This window comes from Aeromonas sp. s8 (assembly GCF_040907785.1).
GTDB classification, from domain to species: domain Bacteria; phylum Pseudomonadota; class Gammaproteobacteria; order Enterobacterales; family Aeromonadaceae; genus Aeromonas; species Aeromonas veronii.
The window spans coordinates 217,193-235,576 of record NZ_JBFOCL010000047.1; the positions used below are offsets into that span (position 1 = coordinate 217,193).

Annotated in this window: 16 protein-coding genes; 8 read left to right on the plus strand and 8 right to left on the minus strand. The window is 58.1% G+C overall.

Annotated elements, in window-relative coordinates; translation table 11 throughout:
• Nucleotides 1-123: 123 nt before the first annotated feature.
• Together AB5Y86_RS17030 and AB5Y86_RS17035 are read right to left on the minus strand one after the other, a co-directional pair.
• Nucleotides 124-582: a hypothetical protein gene (locus AB5Y86_RS17030; RefSeq protein ID WP_368193517.1), complete on the minus strand. Its 459-nt coding sequence runs from the start codon at nt 580-582 to the stop codon at nt 124-126.
• Nucleotides 583-600: 18 nt separating this feature from the next.
• Nucleotides 601-2,475, minus strand: coding sequence for a S8 family serine peptidase (locus AB5Y86_RS17035; protein WP_368193518.1), 1,875 nt, complete (start codon nt 2,473-2,475; stop codon nt 601-603).
• 522 nt (nt 2,476-2,997) lie between these two features.
• On the opposite strand from AB5Y86_RS17035, the gene AB5Y86_RS17040 reads away from it, so the two are divergent.
• Complete coding sequence (locus tag AB5Y86_RS17040; protein ID WP_368193519.1) at nt 2,998-3,864, plus strand: MetQ/NlpA family ABC transporter substrate-binding protein; 867 nt, start codon at nt 2,998-3,000, stop codon at nt 3,862-3,864.
• An 85-nt stretch (nt 3,865-3,949) separates the two neighbouring features.
• On the opposite strand, the gene AB5Y86_RS17045 is transcribed toward AB5Y86_RS17040, so the two are convergent.
• Nucleotides 3,950-5,800, minus strand: coding sequence for a DUF3413 domain-containing protein (locus AB5Y86_RS17045; protein WP_042053125.1), 1,851 nt, complete (start codon nt 5,798-5,800; stop codon nt 3,950-3,952).
• 47 nt (nt 5,801-5,847) lie between these two features.
• Nucleotides 5,848-6,075: a YejL family protein gene (locus AB5Y86_RS17050; RefSeq protein ID WP_005333874.1), complete on the minus strand. Its 228-nt coding sequence runs from the start codon at nt 6,073-6,075 to the stop codon at nt 5,848-5,850.
• 73 nt (nt 6,076-6,148) lie between these two features.
• Between AB5Y86_RS17050 and yejK the strand changes: the two genes are divergently transcribed.
• The 5 genes from yejK to AB5Y86_RS17075 all read left to right on the plus strand — a co-directional run bounded on the left by yejK (nt 6,149) and on the right by AB5Y86_RS17075 (nt 12,624).
• Entirely contained in the window at nt 6,149-7,198 is a 1,050-nt protein-coding gene (gene yejK / locus AB5Y86_RS17055; protein WP_019445372.1) for a nucleoid-associated protein YejK, read from the plus strand.
• Nucleotides 7,199-7,606: 408 nt separating this feature from the next.
• Nucleotides 7,607-8,788 (plus strand): maltose/maltodextrin ABC transporter substrate-binding protein MalE, encoded by a 1,182-nt coding sequence (gene malE, locus AB5Y86_RS17060; protein WP_005333871.1) that lies wholly within the window; start codon nt 7,607-7,609, stop codon nt 8,786-8,788.
• Nucleotides 8,789-8,863: 75 nt separating this feature from the next.
• Nucleotides 8,864-10,516 (plus strand): maltose ABC transporter permease MalF, encoded by a 1,653-nt coding sequence (malF, locus tag AB5Y86_RS17065; protein ID WP_368193521.1) that lies wholly within the window; start codon nt 8,864-8,866, stop codon nt 10,514-10,516.
• A 12-nt stretch (nt 10,517-10,528) separates the two neighbouring features.
• Complete coding sequence (gene malG, locus AB5Y86_RS17070; protein ID WP_005333868.1) at nt 10,529-11,419, plus strand: maltose ABC transporter permease MalG; 891 nt, start codon at nt 10,529-10,531, stop codon at nt 11,417-11,419.
• 68 nt (nt 11,420-11,487) lie between these two features.
• Entirely contained in the window at nt 11,488-12,624 is a 1,137-nt protein-coding gene (locus AB5Y86_RS17075; protein ID WP_368193523.1) for an ABC transporter ATP-binding protein, read from the plus strand.
• A gap of 112 nt (nt 12,625-12,736) precedes the next feature.
• Here AB5Y86_RS17075 and ppk2 read toward each other — a convergent pair whose 3' ends face one another.
• Nucleotides 12,737-13,552, minus strand: coding sequence for a polyphosphate kinase 2 (gene ppk2, locus AB5Y86_RS17080; RefSeq protein WP_005361444.1), 816 nt, complete (start codon nt 13,550-13,552; stop codon nt 12,737-12,739).
• A 128-nt stretch (nt 13,553-13,680) separates the two neighbouring features.
• Between ppk2 and AB5Y86_RS17085 the strand changes: the two genes are divergently transcribed.
• Nucleotides 13,681-14,487, plus strand: a complete 807-nt coding sequence (locus tag AB5Y86_RS17085) for an alpha/beta fold hydrolase (RefSeq protein ID WP_368193525.1) — start codon at nt 13,681-13,683, stop codon at nt 14,485-14,487.
• A gap of 108 nt (nt 14,488-14,595) precedes the next feature.
• Here the strand turns inward: AB5Y86_RS17085 and AB5Y86_RS17090 are convergent, their stop codons facing one another.
• Genes AB5Y86_RS17090 through AB5Y86_RS17100 form a run of 3 tightly spaced genes read right to left on the minus strand, consistent with a single transcriptional unit; the run spans nt 14,596 to nt 16,767 of the window.
• Nucleotides 14,596-15,402: a MipA/OmpV family protein gene (locus AB5Y86_RS17090; RefSeq protein ID WP_368193526.1), complete on the minus strand. Its 807-nt coding sequence runs from the start codon at nt 15,400-15,402 to the stop codon at nt 14,596-14,598.
• Nucleotides 15,403-15,437: 35 nt separating this feature from the next.
• Entirely contained in the window at nt 15,438-16,508 is a 1,071-nt protein-coding gene (locus AB5Y86_RS17095; RefSeq protein WP_005352935.1) for an AI-2E family transporter, read from the minus strand.
• Nucleotides 16,509-16,533: 25 nt separating this feature from the next.
• Nucleotides 16,534-16,767 (minus strand): sulfurtransferase TusA family protein, encoded by a 234-nt coding sequence (locus AB5Y86_RS17100; protein WP_236358856.1) that lies wholly within the window; start codon nt 16,765-16,767, stop codon nt 16,534-16,536.
• A gap of 121 nt (nt 16,768-16,888) precedes the next feature.
• Here AB5Y86_RS17100 and AB5Y86_RS17105 point away from each other — a divergent pair, with 121 nt between their 5' ends.
• Entirely contained in the window at nt 16,889-18,343 is a 1,455-nt protein-coding gene (locus AB5Y86_RS17105; RefSeq protein ID WP_368193528.1) for a M48 family metalloprotease, read from the plus strand.
• Nucleotides 18,344-18,384: the final 41 nt, after the last annotated feature.

Sequence of the window (18,384 nt, forward strand, 5' to 3'; positions counted from 1 at the left end):
TATTAAGTTGGCGCTTTTAGGGACCAGAGTGATATCAGTAATGACAAGGGGGCTTTCAAGCCCCCTCGATATTTTAGATATAGATGCAGACATCAAAGTGGTTTCGTATTTTCCATCATTTGCCTATTTCGGCTGCTGTTCGGCCCCCGACAGCTCGATCTGTACCTTCACCCCCTCGCTCTGGAGTTTGTTGGCGATGGCGTTGAGATCGTTGCCCGGTTTGGCCTCAAGCAGGGCAATGCCGCCGCTGCTCTGCTTGAAGTTCAAGCCGTGGCGAGTCGCCAGCGCCTTGGCGCTGGCATCGTCAGCTTCCACCAGCAGGGTGCCGCTTACAGTCAGCTCCGGGCTGGCGGCCCCTTGCATCAACACGTCACCGCGGCGCAGGGTCTGTTGCGGGACCTTGCTGTCAAGGCTGCGGGCGACCCGCTTCTTGCTGCCGTTGTCAGGAATGAGGTAGGTCTGGCCGTTCACCTCTATGGTGCTGTACTGCTTGCCATCCATGGTGATGGACTCCTGGGCGCAGAGCTGTCCCGAGAGGGGGGCCAGCAGGGTTGCCAGAAGCAAGGTAACAGGTTTGTTCATGGTAATACTCCTAGCGTGTTAGCTGCGGTTGGCATCGTGACCCAGGACCCGCAGGGACCATGAGATCAGCTTGCCCGGTTGGCGATTGTTGCGCTCGGTCAGGGTGGTACGCTCACGGGTCTCGCGATTGAGCAGAGAGACCTGACGGGTACCGTTGGCAACATCGGTTACTTCCAGTCGCCATGTGCCTTGCGCCGATTCACCGTAAAACTTGTTGGACAGCATCCGCATGTCGCGCAATCCCTTGGTTCGTACAAAGCCCAGCTGCTGCTGGTCGAGAGATTGGCCGACCAGGCTGTTGAAGGGGCTCAGCAGGATGCTGCGGGTGCCGGTGGGGGAGACCAGTTCGATCAGCAGATCGGGCAGACGCTGGTGATCGAGGCTCACCATCACCTGAACCGCTTCTACCGTCAATGGTGTCGCGATGCGGGTTGTCGAGCTGGTCGGGCTGTTGCCCACATCCGGGATGGCAGCGGTACTGCCGGTGACATTGATCTTCTGCCACGGCAGCAGCACCAGCGGGGGGAGGGGCTGGTGATTGGCTGCCAGCTCAAGGGCCTTGTTGACGTCGATCAGACCAAAACCGTAAGTCGGGCTGAACCACATGCCGGCGGCATTGCGCTCCCACCCTTCCAGCCCTTTCACATCACGCACCTTGCCGGTGCTGCTGGTGTAGCTGACCATCACAGGTTTCTGTGTGGCATCGACCCGGGTTGCGCTGCGCGCCAGCAGATCCCGCAGGTCACGTACCGACAGATCCGGATAGGCGGACATCAGCAGCGCCATGGCGCCGGAAGTGCTGGGGGTGGCGGAGGAGGTGCCGTTCATCACGCCGTTGTAGTCGCAGCTGGCATCCAGTTGCGGGTTGCCGTGCAGCCGGTTGGTGCTGGGATCGTCGTTGCGGTTGTAACCCATGTCGCAGCCGGGCAGATCCGTGGTCACCATCGCCGGAGCGTCGGTACCGTACTCGCCGCCGGTCGCGCTCAGGAAGATGTTGCTGCCGACGCTGGAGTAGGAGGATCTGACGCCATCGGCGTTGAGAGCGCTTACCACCAGGTTCCAGAAGTTGCTGTTGGAGGGATCGAGGTTGCTGTTTTCAAACGGCAATTTGGGGCCATTGCCGGTGCGGTTAAGCACATAGCCGCCCGCCGCTATCTTGTTGAAGCCGTTGCCGGCGGCCTTGATATAGGCCGCGCCCTGCGCCTTGAGGGTTTGCTGTTCAAACAGACGATCAAGCTGGGATTGGTCCAGAGAGTTGGCAGAGCGGGGATCCACCACACTCATGCCGTAGCTCTGGTTGAACACCCGGTTGTCGCGGCTGGCATCGCTGTCGCCAAGGGCGTAGAGCCAATCCTTCTGCAACTGCTGGCTGTTGTCATCCAGCAGGTTGAAACCCTGCAGCTGGGCTCGCGGGGCAATACCCTTGGTACCTATGGCGTTGTCTACCGCCGCAATAATGCCGGAGACCGAGGTGCCGTGGGCCGTATCCGGATCGGTCGGTGTCGGGTCATCGCTGCCGGTTACCACGTTTTTCGACCCTGGGCGCACGTTGTCCGCCAGATCCGGGTGGGCGATGGCCAGACCATCATCCACCACGGCCACATTGACTCCCTGGCCCAGCACGCCGGTGCGATGAGCCCACCAGAGGTTGAGATCATTGCCTGCTATACCGCCACGGGCGCTGAATCCATCCTGCCCGCTGTTGAGCAGATACCACTGCTGATCCTGCAGGGGATTGGTACCTGGCAGGCAGCGCTCGGTGCTGCTGCGTCCGATATCCATGCCGCTCTCCTTGCCGGTGAGCGGCGCACAACCTTCATTTGCCTGAACGAGCGCACTGGGCAGGGTCGACAGCAGTGCTGTGATCGCCAGTGCTAACGATGTTTGCTTCATTATTTTTTTAACTCCATCTTGGATCGCACCATCCTGAGTGCGACGGAAATCTATACACGGGTGGTAGGGGTTCAAAAAGAGCCATTTTCAAAAAACGCAATGAGGTTCAAAGAAATCCGATCTGGTTTATGGTAGGTATTCCAATGACGCTGGTTATGTGTTCTATTGAGAATGGTTCTCACCGCTCACTACTGATCTTTTTATCTGTAATTCACTCCTCTCGCGACTCTCCTTCGCCGCAGCCATCTCGATTCGGGGCAATCCCGAGGGGAGCTCGTGCGCTCTTGAACGTGAGCGGCATGGTTGTGTGTGCCAACGTGAGTACAGCTATGCATTCGGGGGTGACAGCAAGGGTGATGAGGTGGAACCAGCGGTTTATTGCTTGGCGGCAGTGGATGGCTCTGTTATGGTAACCAAAATAGCCGTTTGGATGGCTAGATTGCTGCGGTTTGAGGGGCCAAATCTCTGAGAGCTACCCCGCCGCAGTCCCATAGCTTGATGCGTACCTGACAGGGAGTCCCTATGCCGTTTCGTTCCTTCTTATCTTCTCCTTTGACTGCCTCCTTGCGCGTCACTGCTGGCGCCAGCACCTTTATTGCCGCGATAGCGGTCGGGAGCCTCTCTTTTTCCGCTGTTGCCGTCGATGCGTCCTTGCCGACCAAACAGGAGATTGTGATTGGTACCACGGTGGGGGATTTTGCCGACATGGTGACCGACTCCATCAAGCCGCAGCTGGAGGCCAAGGGGTATAAGGTCAAGCTGGTGGAGTTCACCGACTATGTGACCCCCAATATTGCTCTGGCTGACGGATCACTGGATGTGAACTGTTTCCAGCACAAACCTTATCTGGAGAGTTTTGCCAAAGATCGCGGCTTGTCGCTGGCGCCCATTACCCAGGTGCCAACCGGTCCGATGGGACTCTACTCCGGCAAGCTGGCGGCACTCGACAAGGTGAAAGAGGGGAGCACGGTGGCCATCCCCAACGATCCCACCAATCAGGCGCGGGCGCTGTTGATGCTGCAGGATCTTGGTTGGCTCACTCTCAAGGAGGGGATAAACCCGCTCAAGGCGAGCGAGTTTGATGTGGTGAACAATCCGCACAATCTCAAGCTGGTACTGCTGGAAGCCGCGCAGTTGCCCCGCTCGCGGGAGGATGTGGACTTCTCGGTGATCAACGGTAATTTTGCCGCCTCCAGCGGAATCCCGTTCAGTGAAGGACTGTTTCTGGAGCGCAGCTACGATTTTATCAACTGGGTGGTGGTGAAAAGCGCAGATGCGGACCAGCCTTTTGCCAAAGATGTGGCGGCGGCCTACAACTCGGCGGCTTTCAAAGCCTATGCAGCCAAGCGTTTCGTCGGCTACAAGTACCCGCAAGGGTGGGGTGGCTGACAGTCGTGAACGTGGCCCGGCTATACAACGAAAAACGCCCCGAATTCGGGGCGTTTTTTATGGTAGCAAGCCATTAAGGGGCGCTTCACTGGTTGCGATAGAAGCGGTTCAGCTCGTTCATCACCTGGATCATGGCGCCCATATCCGGGGTGCCGTGCTTGATCGGGCGATAGCTGTTGCGTTCCAGCAGTTCGAAGTCACCCTGCTTGTTGAAGTGGGTGATGGTCTCCCCTTCATAGATGGCGAAGTCATTCTGATCCCCGGCCAGCAGCCAGTTGCGCGGGCTGGTATCAAACAGCGAGCGACCAACGCTGTAATCGCGCGCCGGATTGCGCACGCCCAGCATCCCCTGCATCAGGGTCGGAGCCAGATCGAAATGGCTGCTCGGTTGTTCCCGAACGTCACTGCCGCGCCCAGGCCAGGCCAGTACCAGCGGGACCTGCACCTGATAGGGAGAGTAGTTGCTGCCTGCGCCCCAGCTGTTGCTGCGGGTGTCGTTGAACTCCTGACCGTGGTTGGAGGTGATGACGACGATGGTGTTGCTGTCCATCCCCTGCGACTGCAATTTGGTCAGCATCTGTTCAAGCAACTGGTCGGTATAGAAGACCGAGTTCTTGTAGCGGTTCTCCAGTTTTTGCAGGTTCTCCGCCCGATAGGCGGTCGCCGGATTGAAGTTGGCGAGCTCCGGTTGGAACGGCCCCTTCATGGTGGCGGGCAACTGGTAGTCGCCGGGGCTCGAGAGATAGACCAGCGAGAACCAGGGGCGCTCGGGTGAGCGCTTCTCCAGCCACTGTTGCCAGTCGGTCAGCAGCTTGCCATCGTCACTCTGCTCGGAGACAAACACCTGTTTGCGCAGACCGGCGAGGATGCTCTTGCGATACTTCTGGGCATCTTCCATCGCGCCGAATAGCCCGAACTGGTAATCCTGGCGCAGCATCTCGTCGAACAGCACCGGCGGACGCTTGTCGCTGCTGATGTCCTTGTAGTAGTGACCGGGCAACCCGTAGAAGAGGCTGAACATCCCCATCAGGTCGTCGTTGCCGCCACTCAGGTGATTGCGGAACGTCAGATGCTGATCCGCATAGCGCTGCAGATTGGGCATGTTGATGTTGTTGAGCATGTCAAAGCGCAGCGAATCGACCACCACAATCAGCAGATTGTTGTGAGTCAGGGGGGCGTTGACGTTGAGCGGGCGCAGCGGATAGTGCATCCGGCTGTCGCTGTTATCCCCCTGGGAGGCCGCCTGCTTCTCGTACTGATCCAGATCCAGCCAGCCATGTTTGGCCAGGAAGGAGCGGGCCGTCATGGGGTAGGAGAGGGGGAAGTTGGCTCTCTGCATGGTGATGGGCTGATAGAGGGTCGCATCCGCCCAGCTGTTGACCACGTGGGTCAGAATAAAGCAGATCAGCAGGGCCAGCCCCACCTGATTGCCGTACTGGCGGCGCTTGCGCTTGTTGATCTTGCGCCAGACATAGGCCGACAGCAGCAGTTGCAGCAGGAAGATGGTGGGCACGGCAACGAAGATGATGCTCCAGATTGAGCCCTCTTCGGTTTGCGCCTGATCCAGCAGCAACTGCCATACCTGACTGTTGAGGTGGAACTTGAACAGCCGGAATACCTGGGTGTCGATCAGCAGCAGCACCAGCGCCAGGGTAGCGATGATGGCCGAGATGAACCGCAACGACTTCTCCTTGGGCAGCACGAAGCTGAGCGGGAAGATCGTCAACAGGTAGGTGACAAAACTCAGAAACGAGAAGTGGCCAATCCAGCTTACAACGAGATAGATCACGCCAAGCGTGGTCGATGGCCAGCTGATGGCACCCAGATAACGGGTGGCGATGAGCATGGCCAGAATAATGTTGAAGAAGGAGAACCAATGCCCCCAGGTGATCAGGCGAGAGACATTATCACGATAGGGGTTACCGGTTTCGACCATAGTGATCCATCTGCGTTGAGAAACGTCAAATCAACAGAGTCGGGGACTCAGTGTGCGTCGTGGCGATTATCGACCGATGCGGTCAGGGCCTGGACAAACTTTTCAGTGATGGCCTGGCGCTGGGCCGGTGCCATACCGTTGATGATATTGGTGGTCAGATTGCCAAGCACCATAAGGCTGAGATCTACCGGCGCTTTATGCTTTTCCAGCGCGGTGATCAGGTCGTTCATCAGGGCGTCAAATTGCTCGTTATTGTACTTTGATACGATAGGCATAATCTTCAGTTCATCTCGGTTCAAAGCGCCTTATAATACTTCACCCTTTCGGCTAACACTATGGCTTTGTGACATGAGTCTCGATATCGACAAGATCATTCTTCACTCCTTGCGCCAGGGCGGCGATGGTCAACCCCACGCCGATACCCGCAGCCAGACCCTGCCCCCTGATGAGGCGGTACAGGGACTGATGGCGGAACTGCATCGGATCTACAACGGCAAGGGCGGCAAAGGCTTTGGCTTCTTTGCCGATCCCGAGGCCGCCGTCGCCGAGCTGGCCGACGGTGAAGAGGCTCCCAAGCAGCCTTCACCCGCGTTTCGTATCGCCCTCGAACAGCTGCTCGCCGAGCAGACCGAATTCGTTCCCTTCTCGGTCACCGTGACCCAGATGCTGGTCAAGCAGCTGGTGGAGCACGCCCTCGATGAGCAGGGGGTGCTGCTGTTTGCCAAATATAACTACGTCGGGGTCGATTATCTGCTGATTGCCCTGCTGGAGGGCAAGGAGAGCGTCACCGTCAGCGAAGCGCTGGAATTGCGCCATATCCAGTATCTGGATATCGGCAAACTCAATCTGGTGGCCCGCATTGATTTGACCGAATGGAAAACCCAACCTGATTCGCGCCGCTATATCACCTTCAGCAAGGGGCGCATTGGTCGCAAACTGGGCGACTTCTTTATGGATCTGCTGGGTGCCCGCGAGGGCATGGATGCCAAGGTACAAAATAAAGGCTTGCTGCAGGCGGTCGAAGATTATTGCGACAGTCGTCAGCTCGAACCGACCGAGCGCAATGACTATAAAAAGCAGGTCTTCAAATATTGCACCGAACAGGCGAGTGCCGGTGAAGAGATCGAAATCAAGGAGTTGTCTGCAGAATTGCCCGGCGACGGTGACCTCGATTTTTACAGCTTTATCGGTCAGGAGTATGAGCTGGAAGAGCGCTTCCCGGCGGATCGCTCTACTCTGCGTGGTTTGACCAAGTTTGTCGGCTCCGGTGGCGGCCTGACTTTGAGCTTTGAGCAGAAGCTGTTGAACAGCCGGATCTTTTACGATCCCCAGACCGACACCCTGACCATCAAGGGTGTGCCGCCCAATCTTAAGGATCAGCTGCTGCGCCAGTCGTAGTCATGCTCCCGAGTGTGATCAACTCGTCATTTCTGGCAAAAAGAGACTCCGCCCCGGCGGGGTCTCTTTTTTTATCGCGCCCGGGCAGACCTCGAAACTGGCGCGGTACTTTGTTAACAAATCAAACAAAATAAACCACCTGAAAGGGTTTTCATTGAGGTGAAAACCCTTTCATTCATGAAAATTTATTTCATTTTGGTAATTATTATTCTGTGGTTGTCTGGAATTAAGCCGATAAATGGCCGTAATTCCCTGAAATAAGAAAATGTTTTCAAAACTTTCTGGAAGGAAATACGTAATTGCATTTCAAAAATGCGAGTTGCGTCATGTGAGCCGTTTGCCGCTTGGGATAATATTCATCTCGCACACAATGCTCTTACAGCGCGGAACTAATACAAGGAAAGGCTCATGAAAAAGAAATTGCTGTCATCCCTGATCGGTCTGGCCACTCTTGGCGTCGCTTGCTCTGCTACTGCTGCCATCGATGAAGGCCAGCTGACCATCTGGATCAACGGTGACAAGGGATACAACGGTCTGGCTGAAGTGGGTAAGAAGTTTGAAGCAGAAACCGGCATCAAGGTTACTGTTGCTCACCCGGATCAGGTTGAAGTGAAATTCCAGCAAGCCGCCGCCACTGGCAACGGCCCGGACATCTTCTTCTGGGCTCACGACCGTTACGGTGAGTGGGTCAAAGCCGGTTTGCTGGTTCCGGTAACGCCGAACGCTGCCACCAAAGGCAAATTTGAACAGCTGGCATGGGATGCCATGACTGTTGATGGCAAAACCTATGGCTACCCGGTTGCCATGGAAGCAGTCAGCCTGATTTATAACAAGGACCTGCTGCCCGAGCCGCCGAAAACCTTCGAAGAGATCGCCAAGATTGACGAGACTCTGAAGAAAAATGGCAAGCGCGCCATCATGTGGGCTTATGACACCCCGTACTTCAGCTATCCGCTGGTGGCTGCCAACGGTGGTTACGCCTTCAAGAAAACCGCTACCGGTTATGACGTCAAAGATACCGGCGTGAACAACGCAGGTGCCAAGATGGGCGTGGGCTACATCTCCGAGATGATCAAGTCCGGTCACCTGGAAAAAGGCATCGACTACGGTGTGATGGACGCCAAGTTCAACAAGGGCGAAGTGGCCATGATGATCAACGGTCCCTGGGCCTGGAGCAACCTGGACAAGAGCGGCATCAAGTACGGCGTAGCGCCGCTGCCGACCCTGAACGGCAAGCCGGCCAAAGCCTTCGTTGGCGTACTGGGTGCCACCATCAACGCTGCCAGCCCGAACAAGGATCTGGCTATCGAGTTCCTGGAAAACTACCTGCTGACCGATGCCGGTCTGGCGCCGGTTAACGCCGACAAGCCGCTGGGTGCCGTTGCGCTGAAATCCTTCCAGAAGACCCTGGAATCCGATCCGCACATCAAGGCCACCATGCTGAACGCCCAGGCTGGCGAGCCGATGCCATCCGTTCCCGAGATGAGCCGTTTCTGGTCTTCCTTCGAAACTGCCCTTAAGAACGTGACCTCCGGTCGTCAGGGTGTTGACGAAGCTCTGGATACCGCTGCCAAGCGTATCGTTCAGTAAGCACGCACTACCCGGGAGGCCGTCATGGCCTCCCACTCTCTCAAATCTCTCTTGGCGTTATAAAGGTTAATTGGCATGGAAGTAGTTCCTTCTGTTGAGTCCTATGCCGGTCCGAAGGATAAGCACACCTGGCTTAAGTGGACCATAGCGGCCCTGGTTGCCATCCTCAACGGCTACGCAGCCGTGATGATGTACGCCAGTGGCGAGTGGGTATTCGCGCTGCTGGATCTGGTGGTGGTTTCCGTCGGTCTGTATGTCTTCATGAACAAGAAGACCTATGCCCATCGCTACATCTTTCCGGGTGTTGCGGGCATGGTTGTGTTTATCATCTTCCCTCTTGCCTACACCATTGGCATTGCCTTCACCAACTATTCGGGGTCCAACTTGCTCTCCGTGGAGCAGGCGCGGGACTACCACCTGAAGAAAACCTACAAGGTGGCGGGCGGTGAATTCGATTTTACCCTGCTGGGTGGCGACAATGGCCAGTTCCAGCTGCTGCTGACACAGGATGATCAATCCTTTATCAGCCAACCTGTTTCCCTTATGACCAACAAGGCCCGTGAGCTGGCGTCCCGCGAGGGCCGTGTGCAGAACACCCAGCAAGTGGTCGAGCTGCAGCCCTTCACTGGCGAAGCGGCCAGCAAGGCCGCACCGATCCGCGCCATTGTTGAACATCGTACTCATCTGAGTGACCTTGATCTGGTACTGCCGGATGGCGGTACCCACCTGACCCTGAGCAGCCTGCGCAAGTTTGCCGCCCAGAAGCAGCACTACACCCGTCTGATGGATGGTGCCGTGCTCAAGTCCGGCGTGGTGATCAAAGACAGCAACCTGCTGCGTGATACCCAGAATGGCGAGCTGATGCTGCCCAATGGCGAGACCGGCTTCTATCAGTACATCGACGAACAGGGTCAGTTTGTCGGCAAGAGTATTGCTCCGGGCTTTGTGGTGAGCGTCGGTTGGAAGAACTTCGCGCGCATCGTCACCGATCCGGGCATCCAGTCACCCTTCCTGCAGATCTTCATCTGGACCGTGATCTTCTCAACCTGCTCCGTCGCTTTCACCCTGGCTATCGGCATGGTGCTGGCCTGTCTGGTGCAGTGGGAAGAGCTCAAGGGGCGCGGTTTCTATCGGGTCATGTTGATCCTGCCCTATGCGATCCCGGCGTTTATCTCCATCCTGGTGTTCAAGGGGTTGTTCAACCAGAACTTCGGTGAGATCAACATGTTCCTGGAAGCGGCGTTTGGCATCAAGCCGGACTGGTATACCAACCCCTTCCTGGCCAAGGTGATGATCCTGATTGTCAACACCTGGCTCGGCTACCCCTACATGATGATCCTCTGCATGGGCCTGCTCAAAGCCATTCCGGAAGATCTCTATGAAGCGTCCGCCATGGACGGTGCCGGTCCGGTACAGAACTTCTTCAAGATCACCGTGCCGCTGCTGATGAAGCCGCTGACACCCCTGTTGATTGCCTCGTTCGCTTTCAACTTCAACAACTTCGTGCTTATTCAGTTGTTGACCAACGGTGCGCCCGACATCATCGGCGCCAGCACCCCGGCCGGTACCACCGACTTGCTGGTGAGTTATACCTACCGGATTGCGTTCCAGGGATCGGGTGGTCAGGACTACGGTCTGGCCAGTGCCATCGCCACAGCTATCTTCCTCATCGTAGGTGCGCTGGCGCTGCTCAACCTGAAATTGTCCAAAGCCGACAAGCAGCTGTAAGGAGGCTTCAACATGGCAATCGTACAACCCAAATCAGTCAAATACCGGGTGTGGGCAACCCACCTGGTCATGTGGGGCTTCCTGGCGCTGATCATCTTCCCGTTGATCATGGTTATCGCCATCTCGTTCCGTAACGGTAACTTCGCGGTAGGGGAGATCATCCCCTCCAATCCGACGCTGGATCACTGGAAGCTGGCGCTGGGCATGTCTATCACCAACGCCGACGGCAGCATCACGCCGCCGCCGTTCCCGGTGCTGACCTGGTTGTGGAACTCCATCAAGATCGCCGGCATCACAGCCCTGATGATCGTGACGCTCTCCACCACCTGTGCTTACGCCTTTGCCCGCCTGCGTTTTCGTGGCAAGTCCACCATCCTGCAGGGTATGCTGATTTTCCAGATGTTCCCGGCAGTGCTGGCACTGGTAGCCATCTACGCGCTCTTTAACAAGATTGGTGACTACATCCCTTGGCTCGGTCTCAACACCCACGGTGGCCTGATCCTGGCGTACATGGGGGGGATTGCCCTCCACGTCTGGACCATCAAGGGCTACTTCGAGACCATCGACTCCTCCCTGGAGGAGGCGGCGGCCATCGACGGGGCGACCCCGTGGCAGGCATTCCGTCTGATCCTGTTGCCCCTGTCGGTGCCCATCCTGGCGGTAGTGTTTATTCTGGCCTTTATCGGTTCCATTACCGAGGTGCCCATGGCCTCCATCCTGCTGCAGGATGTGAACAATCTGACCCTGGCGGTCGGGGCCCAGCAGTACCTCTATCCGCAGAACTATCTGTGGGGTGATTTCGCGGCGGCCGCAGTGCTCTCCGGTTTCCCCATCACTGTGGTCTTCCTGTTGGCACAGCGCTGGTTGGTTGGCGGTCTGACTGCTGGTGGTGTGAAAGGTTAAGTTTATGGCCGGGGGAGCTGACTCCCCCCGCTATCACGATTTGCAAAGATTCAAGAGCGGAGCTCGTCATGGCTGAAGTAGTACTCAACAACGTTCGCAAAAATTACGATCCGGCTGTTCACAAGGACACCCTGCGCAACATCAACCTCTCCATCAAGGAAGGCGAATTCATTGTCTTCGTCGGCCCGTCCGGCTGCGGTAAATCCACCCTGCTGCGGATGATCGCGGGTCTGGAAGACATCACCAGCGGTGAGCTGACCATCGGCGGTCGCTACATGAACGACGTGCCGCCGGTAGAGCGCAACGTCGGCATGGTGTTCCAGTCCTACGCCCTTTATCCGCACATGAACATCTACGAGAACATGGCCTTTGGTCTGAAGCTCAAGAAGATGGACAAAGAGAACATCCACAAGCGGGTGATGCGCGCCGCCGAGATCCTGGGTCTTGAGCCGCTGCTGGACAGAAAGCCCAAGGCGCTCTCCGGTGGTCAGCGTCAGCGTGTCGCCATCGGTCGCTCCATCGTGCAGCAGCCGCAGGTATTCCTGTTTGACGAACCCTTGTCCAACCTGGATGCCGCGCTGCGGGTCAAGATGCGGATCGAGATCGCCAAGCTGCACAAGGAGCTTAACTCCACCATCATCTACGTGACCCACGATCAGGTGGAAGCGATGACCCTGGCCGACAAGATTGTGGTGCTGAGCCCGCTCAAGGCCGAAGCTGCCACCAACCTGGAACAGTTCGGTTCACCTCTGCATCTCTACCACAACCCGGACAACAAGTTCGTGGCGGGCTTTATCGGCTCTCCCAAGATGAACTTCCTGGCGGGCGAGTTGCTGGAGATTGGCGAGCAGGAGTGCCTGGTCAAGTTGACCTCTGGCGATACCGTGCGTGCCCGGGTCGATGCCCGCAGTGGCGCTGTGGGTGACAAGGTGGAGCTGGGTATTCGCCCCGAGCATCTGATGCCGCTGGATCACCCCCATGCACACAGCAAGGTGAGCGGGATCGTGCAGGTGGCCGAGCACCTGGGTGCCGAGTCCTTCGTTTATATGGATGTGGATGGTCACGACTTTACCGTCAAGGCTACCTCGGATGTGGATGTGGCGACCGGTCAGACCTACAGCGTGGGTATCCCGGCCGAAGCCTGCTACCTGTTCGATGCCAAGGAGCAGGCGTTCCCCCGTACCGCCAAATATATCCGTACCTGATTTTTTGTTGTGCTGGTTTTCCTTTCTTAATAATCAATGCCTTTTTGCCGGTCGTCAGACCGGCTTTTTATTGCCTGCGATTTGAACATGCAGATAGGCAAGGTAACCCGGTTCAAGCCTCGAGTTCGGCGGTAATATCGGGCACAAAGGTCTGGCTGGCCAGCGGCGGGCGCTCATACCCTTCGGTCTTGATGGGGGGGAGCTTGATAGGCTCGTAGTGGATCGCCTCGTAGGGTACCTTGCTCAGCAGATGGGCGATGCAGTTGAGGCGGGCACGGCGTTTGTCATCTGCCTCCACCACGAACCAGGGACAATCCTCGGTGTCGGTGTAGGTGAACATGTCATCCTTGGCGCGGGAGTATTCCACCCAGCGTGACCGGGATTGCAAATCCATCGGGCTGAACTTCCAGCGCTTGATGGGGGTGTTGATCCGCTCTTTAAAGCGCTTCTCCTGCTCCTCGTCACTGACCGAGAACCAGTATTTGATCAAGGTGATGCCGGAGCGGATCAGCATCCGCTCAAACTCGGGGCAGGCGCGCAGAAACTCGCGATACTCAGCGTCGCTGCAAAATCCCATCACCCGCTCGACTCCGGCCCGGTTGTACCAGGAGCGGTCAAACAGCACCATCTCGCCAGCGGCGGGCAGGTGGGCCACATAACGCTGAAAGTACCACTGGGATCGCTCCCGATCGGAGGGGGCGGGCAGCGCCGTGACCCGGCAGACCCGGGGGTTGAGCGGTTCGGTGATCGCCTTGATGACGCCCCCTTTACCGGCGGCGTCCCGTCCCTCGAACAGCACCACCACCTTCAGTCCCTCCTGCTTGACCCACTCCTGCAGCTTGACCAGCTCCTCCTGCAGATGGGCAAGGTGGTGCTCGTAGCACTTCTTGTCCAGACGTGGCCGCTTCTTGCTCTTCTCCTTCGCCATGGGCTTCTCCTTTTGGCATCCTTTCATGGGTGACCTCTTTGAGTCACTGTCAGCTTGCACCAGGGAAGCGTCACCTGCCAAGGGGGACGTGATACACTGCCCGCCCATCGCTGGCAACAGGAGATAACATGAAGCATTTTATGGAGATAGCGGGCCGCCGGATGGCCTATCTGGATGAAGGGCAAGGGCCGGTACTGCTGTTTGGTCACAGCTATCTGTGGGACAGCGCCATGTGGGCGCCGCAAATCGAGGCGCTCAAGGGCAGCTATCGCTGCATCGTTCCCGAGCTGTGGGGCCACGGCGATTCCGACCTGCTCCCCGAAGGTGGCTGCACCCTGGCGACTCTGGCGCGGGATCACCTGGCGCTGCTCGATGCCCTCGGCATTGAGGAGTTCGTGTTGGTGGGCCTCTCCATCGGTGGCATGTGGGGGGTTGAGCTGGCGCGCATGGTGCCAAACCGCCTCAAGGGTCTGGTGCTGATGGACAGTTTTGTCGGCCTGGAACCGCAGATCACCTGCGAGCGCTACCTCGGCATGCTCGCTGCGATCGAGCAGCTTGGTTCAATTCCTGCACCCATCATCGAACAGGTGGCGCCTATCTTCTTTGCCAGCCAGCCTGATGAGGCGCTGATGAGTGGTTTCAAGGCGCGTCTTGCCGCTTGGCCAAACGAGAAGATCGCCGCCATGGTGGCGGTGGGCCGCAGCTTTGTGACCCGCGAAGATCGTATCGAGTGGCTGGAGGAGATCACCACTCCCGCGCTGGTGATGACAGGCTGCGAGGACAAGGCCCGTCCGGTGCTGGAGGGCTATCTGATGGCCGAGGTGCTGGGTTGCCCGTTCAGGGAGATCCCGATGGCTGGCCACATCTCGTCGCTGGAAAATCAGTCCTTCGTCAATCAGCAACTGACCGAGTTTCTGGCGGCGCTGTCAGCCTGAATTGGCAGCCTGAGTAGGCTGTACTACCAGCCTGATGATGGTCGTGAAAAAGGGAGCCGAGGGCTCCCTTTTGTTTGGTCGTGTCTCACGGTTCAAGACTCATAACTGTTACCAGATATAGCCCAGCGCAAAACCCGCATAGAGCTCGCCATCGTGCTGGACGATGGGGCTGTTTTTGATGTCCCGATCATACCATTCGTAGTTCATGGCAAACATGCCAATCCAGTTGGGGCTGAAGCGGTAACTGGTGACGAGGGCCGCCATCGGGGATAGGGTGGTACCGGTATCCCAGGCGGGCCTCTGGGCGGTTGCCTCGCTCTCGAAGATGCCGCCGAAGTAGTAGTTGGCCATCTTGTCGCTGCGCAGCATCAGCCCCATCCCCGGCATGATCAGCAGGTTGTCGCGCTGGATGGGGAAGTCGGCCCACAGCAGCAGCTCCTGCCCCTTGCTGCGGCCGGTGACATCGCTGTTGGCACGCACGGTCAGCAGGGCGTAGGGGGTGATGATGTTGCCACCGATCCCGCCTTCCAGCTGCCATTTTCGCTGCTCCATGCCAGTAAAGGCCGGAGAGTCCTCGGGATCCAGATTGCCAAAACGGACCCGGCCATAGCCGTAGAGGGCCACGTTCTCATCCTTGTGGAAGTAGTAGCGGGCCCGATCCCCCAGAAACATGAACTGGTCGCCAAAATAGATAAAGCCCGGGATGGCGTAGAGGCTGTTATCTTGTGCTTCATAACGGGCCTGCCCCCCGATGAGCGCCGCACCGGCGACAAAGCCTTGTGGCACCGGACTGGTTGGGCTGTCGCTGGTGAGCAGATCCATGGCGCCAAGATCGATATCGGCACGCGCAGGGAGGGCTGTAGCGAGGAGCAGGGCCGTCAGTCCTGCCGCTCTGATTTGACGAAAAAAGGTCATGGACACTCCGTTGTCACGATTGCAGGGGAAGCAGGTTATTTTGCAGCACTGGGCATCTCTTCACGTTTTGGCCACGCATTGATCACCGCCTTGACCAGGGTGGCGAGGGGAATGGCGAAGAAGACTCCCCAGAATCCCCACAAGCCGCCGAAGACCAGCACGGCGATGATGATGGCGACCGGATGGAGGTTGACCGCTTCCGAGAAAAGCACCGGCACCAGCAGGTTGCCATCGAGAGCCTGAATGACCAGATAGGCCACCATCAGCCAGGCGAACTCGGGGGTGAGCCCCCACTGGAACAGGGCGACCATGGCGACCGGAACTGTCACCACGGCGGCGCCGATATAGGGGATTAGCACCGAGAAGCCGACCGCGACCGCCAGCAGCACCGAGTAGCGCAATCCCATCAGGGCGAAGGGGACATAGGTGGCGATGCCGACGATGAGGATCTCGATCACCTTGCCGCGGATGTAGTTGATGATCTGGTTGTTCATCTCGACCCACACCCGGTTGACCAGGGTGCGGTTGCGCGGCAGGAAGCGGCGCAGGCTGCCCATCAGTACCCGCTTGTCCTTGAGCATAAAGAAGACCATCAGCGGCACCAGAATGAGGTAGATCATGATGGCGACCACGTTGACCAGCGAACTGAGGGAGGCGCTCACCAGATGCTCGCCGCCACTGAGGATGCGCTGGCGAATATTGTCGATGACGGTCTCCACCAGACTGACGTCGATGAGCTCGGGGTATTTGTCAGGCAGGGTGCGCACATAATCCTGAGCGTGGGTCAGCATGGCCGGCGCCTCTTTGGCCAGATTGATCCCCTGACTGACCAGCGTCGGGATAAGACCCAGCAAGGAGGCCACCGCCACTGCAATAAAGAGGATCAGAATGACGCTGGTGGCCAGGGTGCGCGACAGCCCCGCTTTTTGCAGCCGGGCGACCGGCCACTCCAGCAGATAGGCCATCACCAGCGCCACCAGCAGGGGGGCCAGCAGATCACCAAACAGCCAGATGATGGTGAAGCAGAACACCAGCAACAGGAAAAGGGTAACGGCATCGGGATCGGAAAAACGGGTCTGATACCAGCGCTTCAATACTTCTAACATGACGGCATCCTTACATCACTGGGGCTCAAGATGGTTGTTTCGCCCCGACAACCAACTGCAAAGAGAGGGTATTGTCAGGTTGTTGCTGCACCTCGACATGGTGGCCCTGACGGTGCAGATAGGCCGGAATATCCTGCCGGGAGCCCGCATCGGCCAGCCGGATGGTGACGGTTTGACCGCTTTGGGCCTCCCTTAACCAGAGCTTGAGCCGGATCAGCGGCTCGGGGCAACGCCAGGGGGTCAGGTCGAGAATTTCCATGGGGGCTCCATCAGGCAGGTGGCCGCTATTATGGCCGTGATAAGAGCATGAAACAACGCTTGTAGCCCTTGATGGGCAAGGGTATTCTGCCGAGGCCCTTTCTGATGGAGATAGAGATAACGTGGCACGTTTTTCCCCCCTGATGGCATCGCTTCCCCTGCTGGCTTCCCTGATGGGCGCCACGTTTCATGCCGAGGCCAACAATCAGCTTCCCGACATCGGCACGGCCGGGGTTGCTGCCCTGCCCATCGAGCAGGAAGTGCGTTACGGCAACGCTTTTATGCGCTTTGCCCGTGCGGGTCTGCCGATCATCGATGATCCGGTGCTGAGCCAGTACATTGACGATCTGGGTCAGCGACTGCTGACCAACGCCGATGGGGTGCGTTTCCCGTTTACCTTCTTCCTCATCAATGATTCCAGCATCAACGCGGCCGCCTTCCTCGGCGGGCGGGTCAAGGTGCACACCGGCCTCTTCCTCTACGCCGACAGCGAGAGCGAGCTGGCCTCGGTACTGGCCCACGAAATCACCCACGTGACCCAGCGCCATATCGCCCGTTACATGGAGGCGCAGGCGAGCAGCTCGGCGGTGACCCTGGCCGGTCTGGTGGGATCCATCGCACTGGCGGTGATCAACCCGACTGCCGGTATCGCCGCGCTGCAAACCACGCTGGGCCTCTCCATGCAGTCTGCCATCAACTACACCCGCGACAACGAATACGAAGCGGACCGGATCGGCATGAAGACCCTCTACGATGCCGGTTTCGATCCCATGGGGATGGCCAACTTCTTCCAGAAACTGGCTGCCGAGTATCGCTATGCCAGCAAGCCGCCGGAAATGTTGCTGACTCACCCGCTGCCGGAGACCCGGATCAGCGAGGCCCGCGCCCGAGCAGGCAGCTATGGCCGCCGCGACTTGCCGCCCAGCCTCGATTTCTGGCTGGCCAAGGTGCGGATTCAGGTGCGTTTTGGTACCGATACCCCGCAGGGGCTGCTGAGCTACTTCGATAGCCGGATCCAGAAGGGGGATTATCCGCTCAAGGATGCCGCCATCTATGGCAAGGCGCTGGCGCTGATCCAGCTCAAGCGCACCGACGAGGCTGATACCCTGATGCAGGAGCTGGCGGCCCGTCATCCGGAAGATCTCTTTATCGTCGATGCCCAGACCGACATCGATCTGGCCAAGGGGCGCAGTGCTCAGGCCATCGCGCGCCTCGAGAAGTTCCGCAGCCGGATGCCGGATAACGAAGTGGTGGTGGTCAACCTCGGCAACGCCTACCTCGAGAGCGGCAACTACAAGAAGTCCATCGCCATCCTCGACCCCTATGCCCGTGCCCATGAGGAGAACAATCTGGCCTGGAACCTGCTGGCCGATGCCTATCGCAAGGCGGGCAGAATGACCGAGCTGCATATGGCGCGGGCCGAGATGCTCGCGCTGCGCGGGGATTATCAGGCGGCCATCGACGAGCTGATCGTGGCACGCGGTACCACCAGCGATCGGATGACCCTGGCTCGTCTGGAGGCGCGCATCACCGAGCTGGAGCGGGCCAAGAAGGATCTCGACAGCCTCAAGGGCTAACGAAACTGGCATTGGCCTATCAAACAAGGGCGCACCACGGT

Coding starts and splice junctions, on each gene's coding strand:
- AB5Y86_RS17030 (WP_368193517.1), bottom strand. CDS start 582: ATGAACAAACCTGTTACCTTGCTTCTGGCAACCCTGCTGGCCCCCCTC.
- AB5Y86_RS17035 (WP_368193518.1), bottom strand. CDS start 2,475: ATGAAGCAAACATCGTTAGCACTGGCGATCACAGCACTGCTGTCGACC.
- AB5Y86_RS17040 (WP_368193519.1), top strand. CDS start 2,998: ATGCCGTTTCGTTCCTTCTTATCTTCTCCTTTGACTGCCTCCTTGCGC.
- AB5Y86_RS17045 (WP_042053125.1), bottom strand. CDS start 5,800: ATGGTCGAAACCGGTAACCCCTATCGTGATAATGTCTCTCGCCTGATC.
- AB5Y86_RS17050 (WP_005333874.1), bottom strand. CDS start 6,075: ATGCCTATCGTATCAAAGTACAATAACGAGCAATTTGACGCCCTGATG.
- yejK (WP_019445372.1), top strand. CDS start 6,149: ATGAGTCTCGATATCGACAAGATCATTCTTCACTCCTTGCGCCAGGGC.
- malE (WP_005333871.1), top strand. CDS start 7,607: ATGAAAAAGAAATTGCTGTCATCCCTGATCGGTCTGGCCACTCTTGGC.
- malF (WP_368193521.1), top strand. CDS start 8,864: ATGGAAGTAGTTCCTTCTGTTGAGTCCTATGCCGGTCCGAAGGATAAG.
- malG (WP_005333868.1), top strand. CDS start 10,529: ATGGCAATCGTACAACCCAAATCAGTCAAATACCGGGTGTGGGCAACC.
- AB5Y86_RS17075 (WP_368193523.1), top strand. CDS start 11,488: ATGGCTGAAGTAGTACTCAACAACGTTCGCAAAAATTACGATCCGGCT.
- ppk2 (WP_005361444.1), bottom strand. CDS start 13,552: ATGGCGAAGGAGAAGAGCAAGAAGCGGCCACGTCTGGACAAGAAGTGC.
- AB5Y86_RS17085 (WP_368193525.1), top strand. CDS start 13,681: ATGAAGCATTTTATGGAGATAGCGGGCCGCCGGATGGCCTATCTGGAT.
- AB5Y86_RS17090 (WP_368193526.1), bottom strand. CDS start 15,402: ATGACCTTTTTTCGTCAAATCAGAGCGGCAGGACTGACGGCCCTGCTC.
- AB5Y86_RS17095 (WP_005352935.1), bottom strand. CDS start 16,508: ATGTTAGAAGTATTGAAGCGCTGGTATCAGACCCGTTTTTCCGATCCC.
- AB5Y86_RS17100 (WP_236358856.1), bottom strand. CDS start 16,767: ATGGAAATTCTCGACCTGACCCCCTGGCGTTGCCCCGAGCCGCTGATC.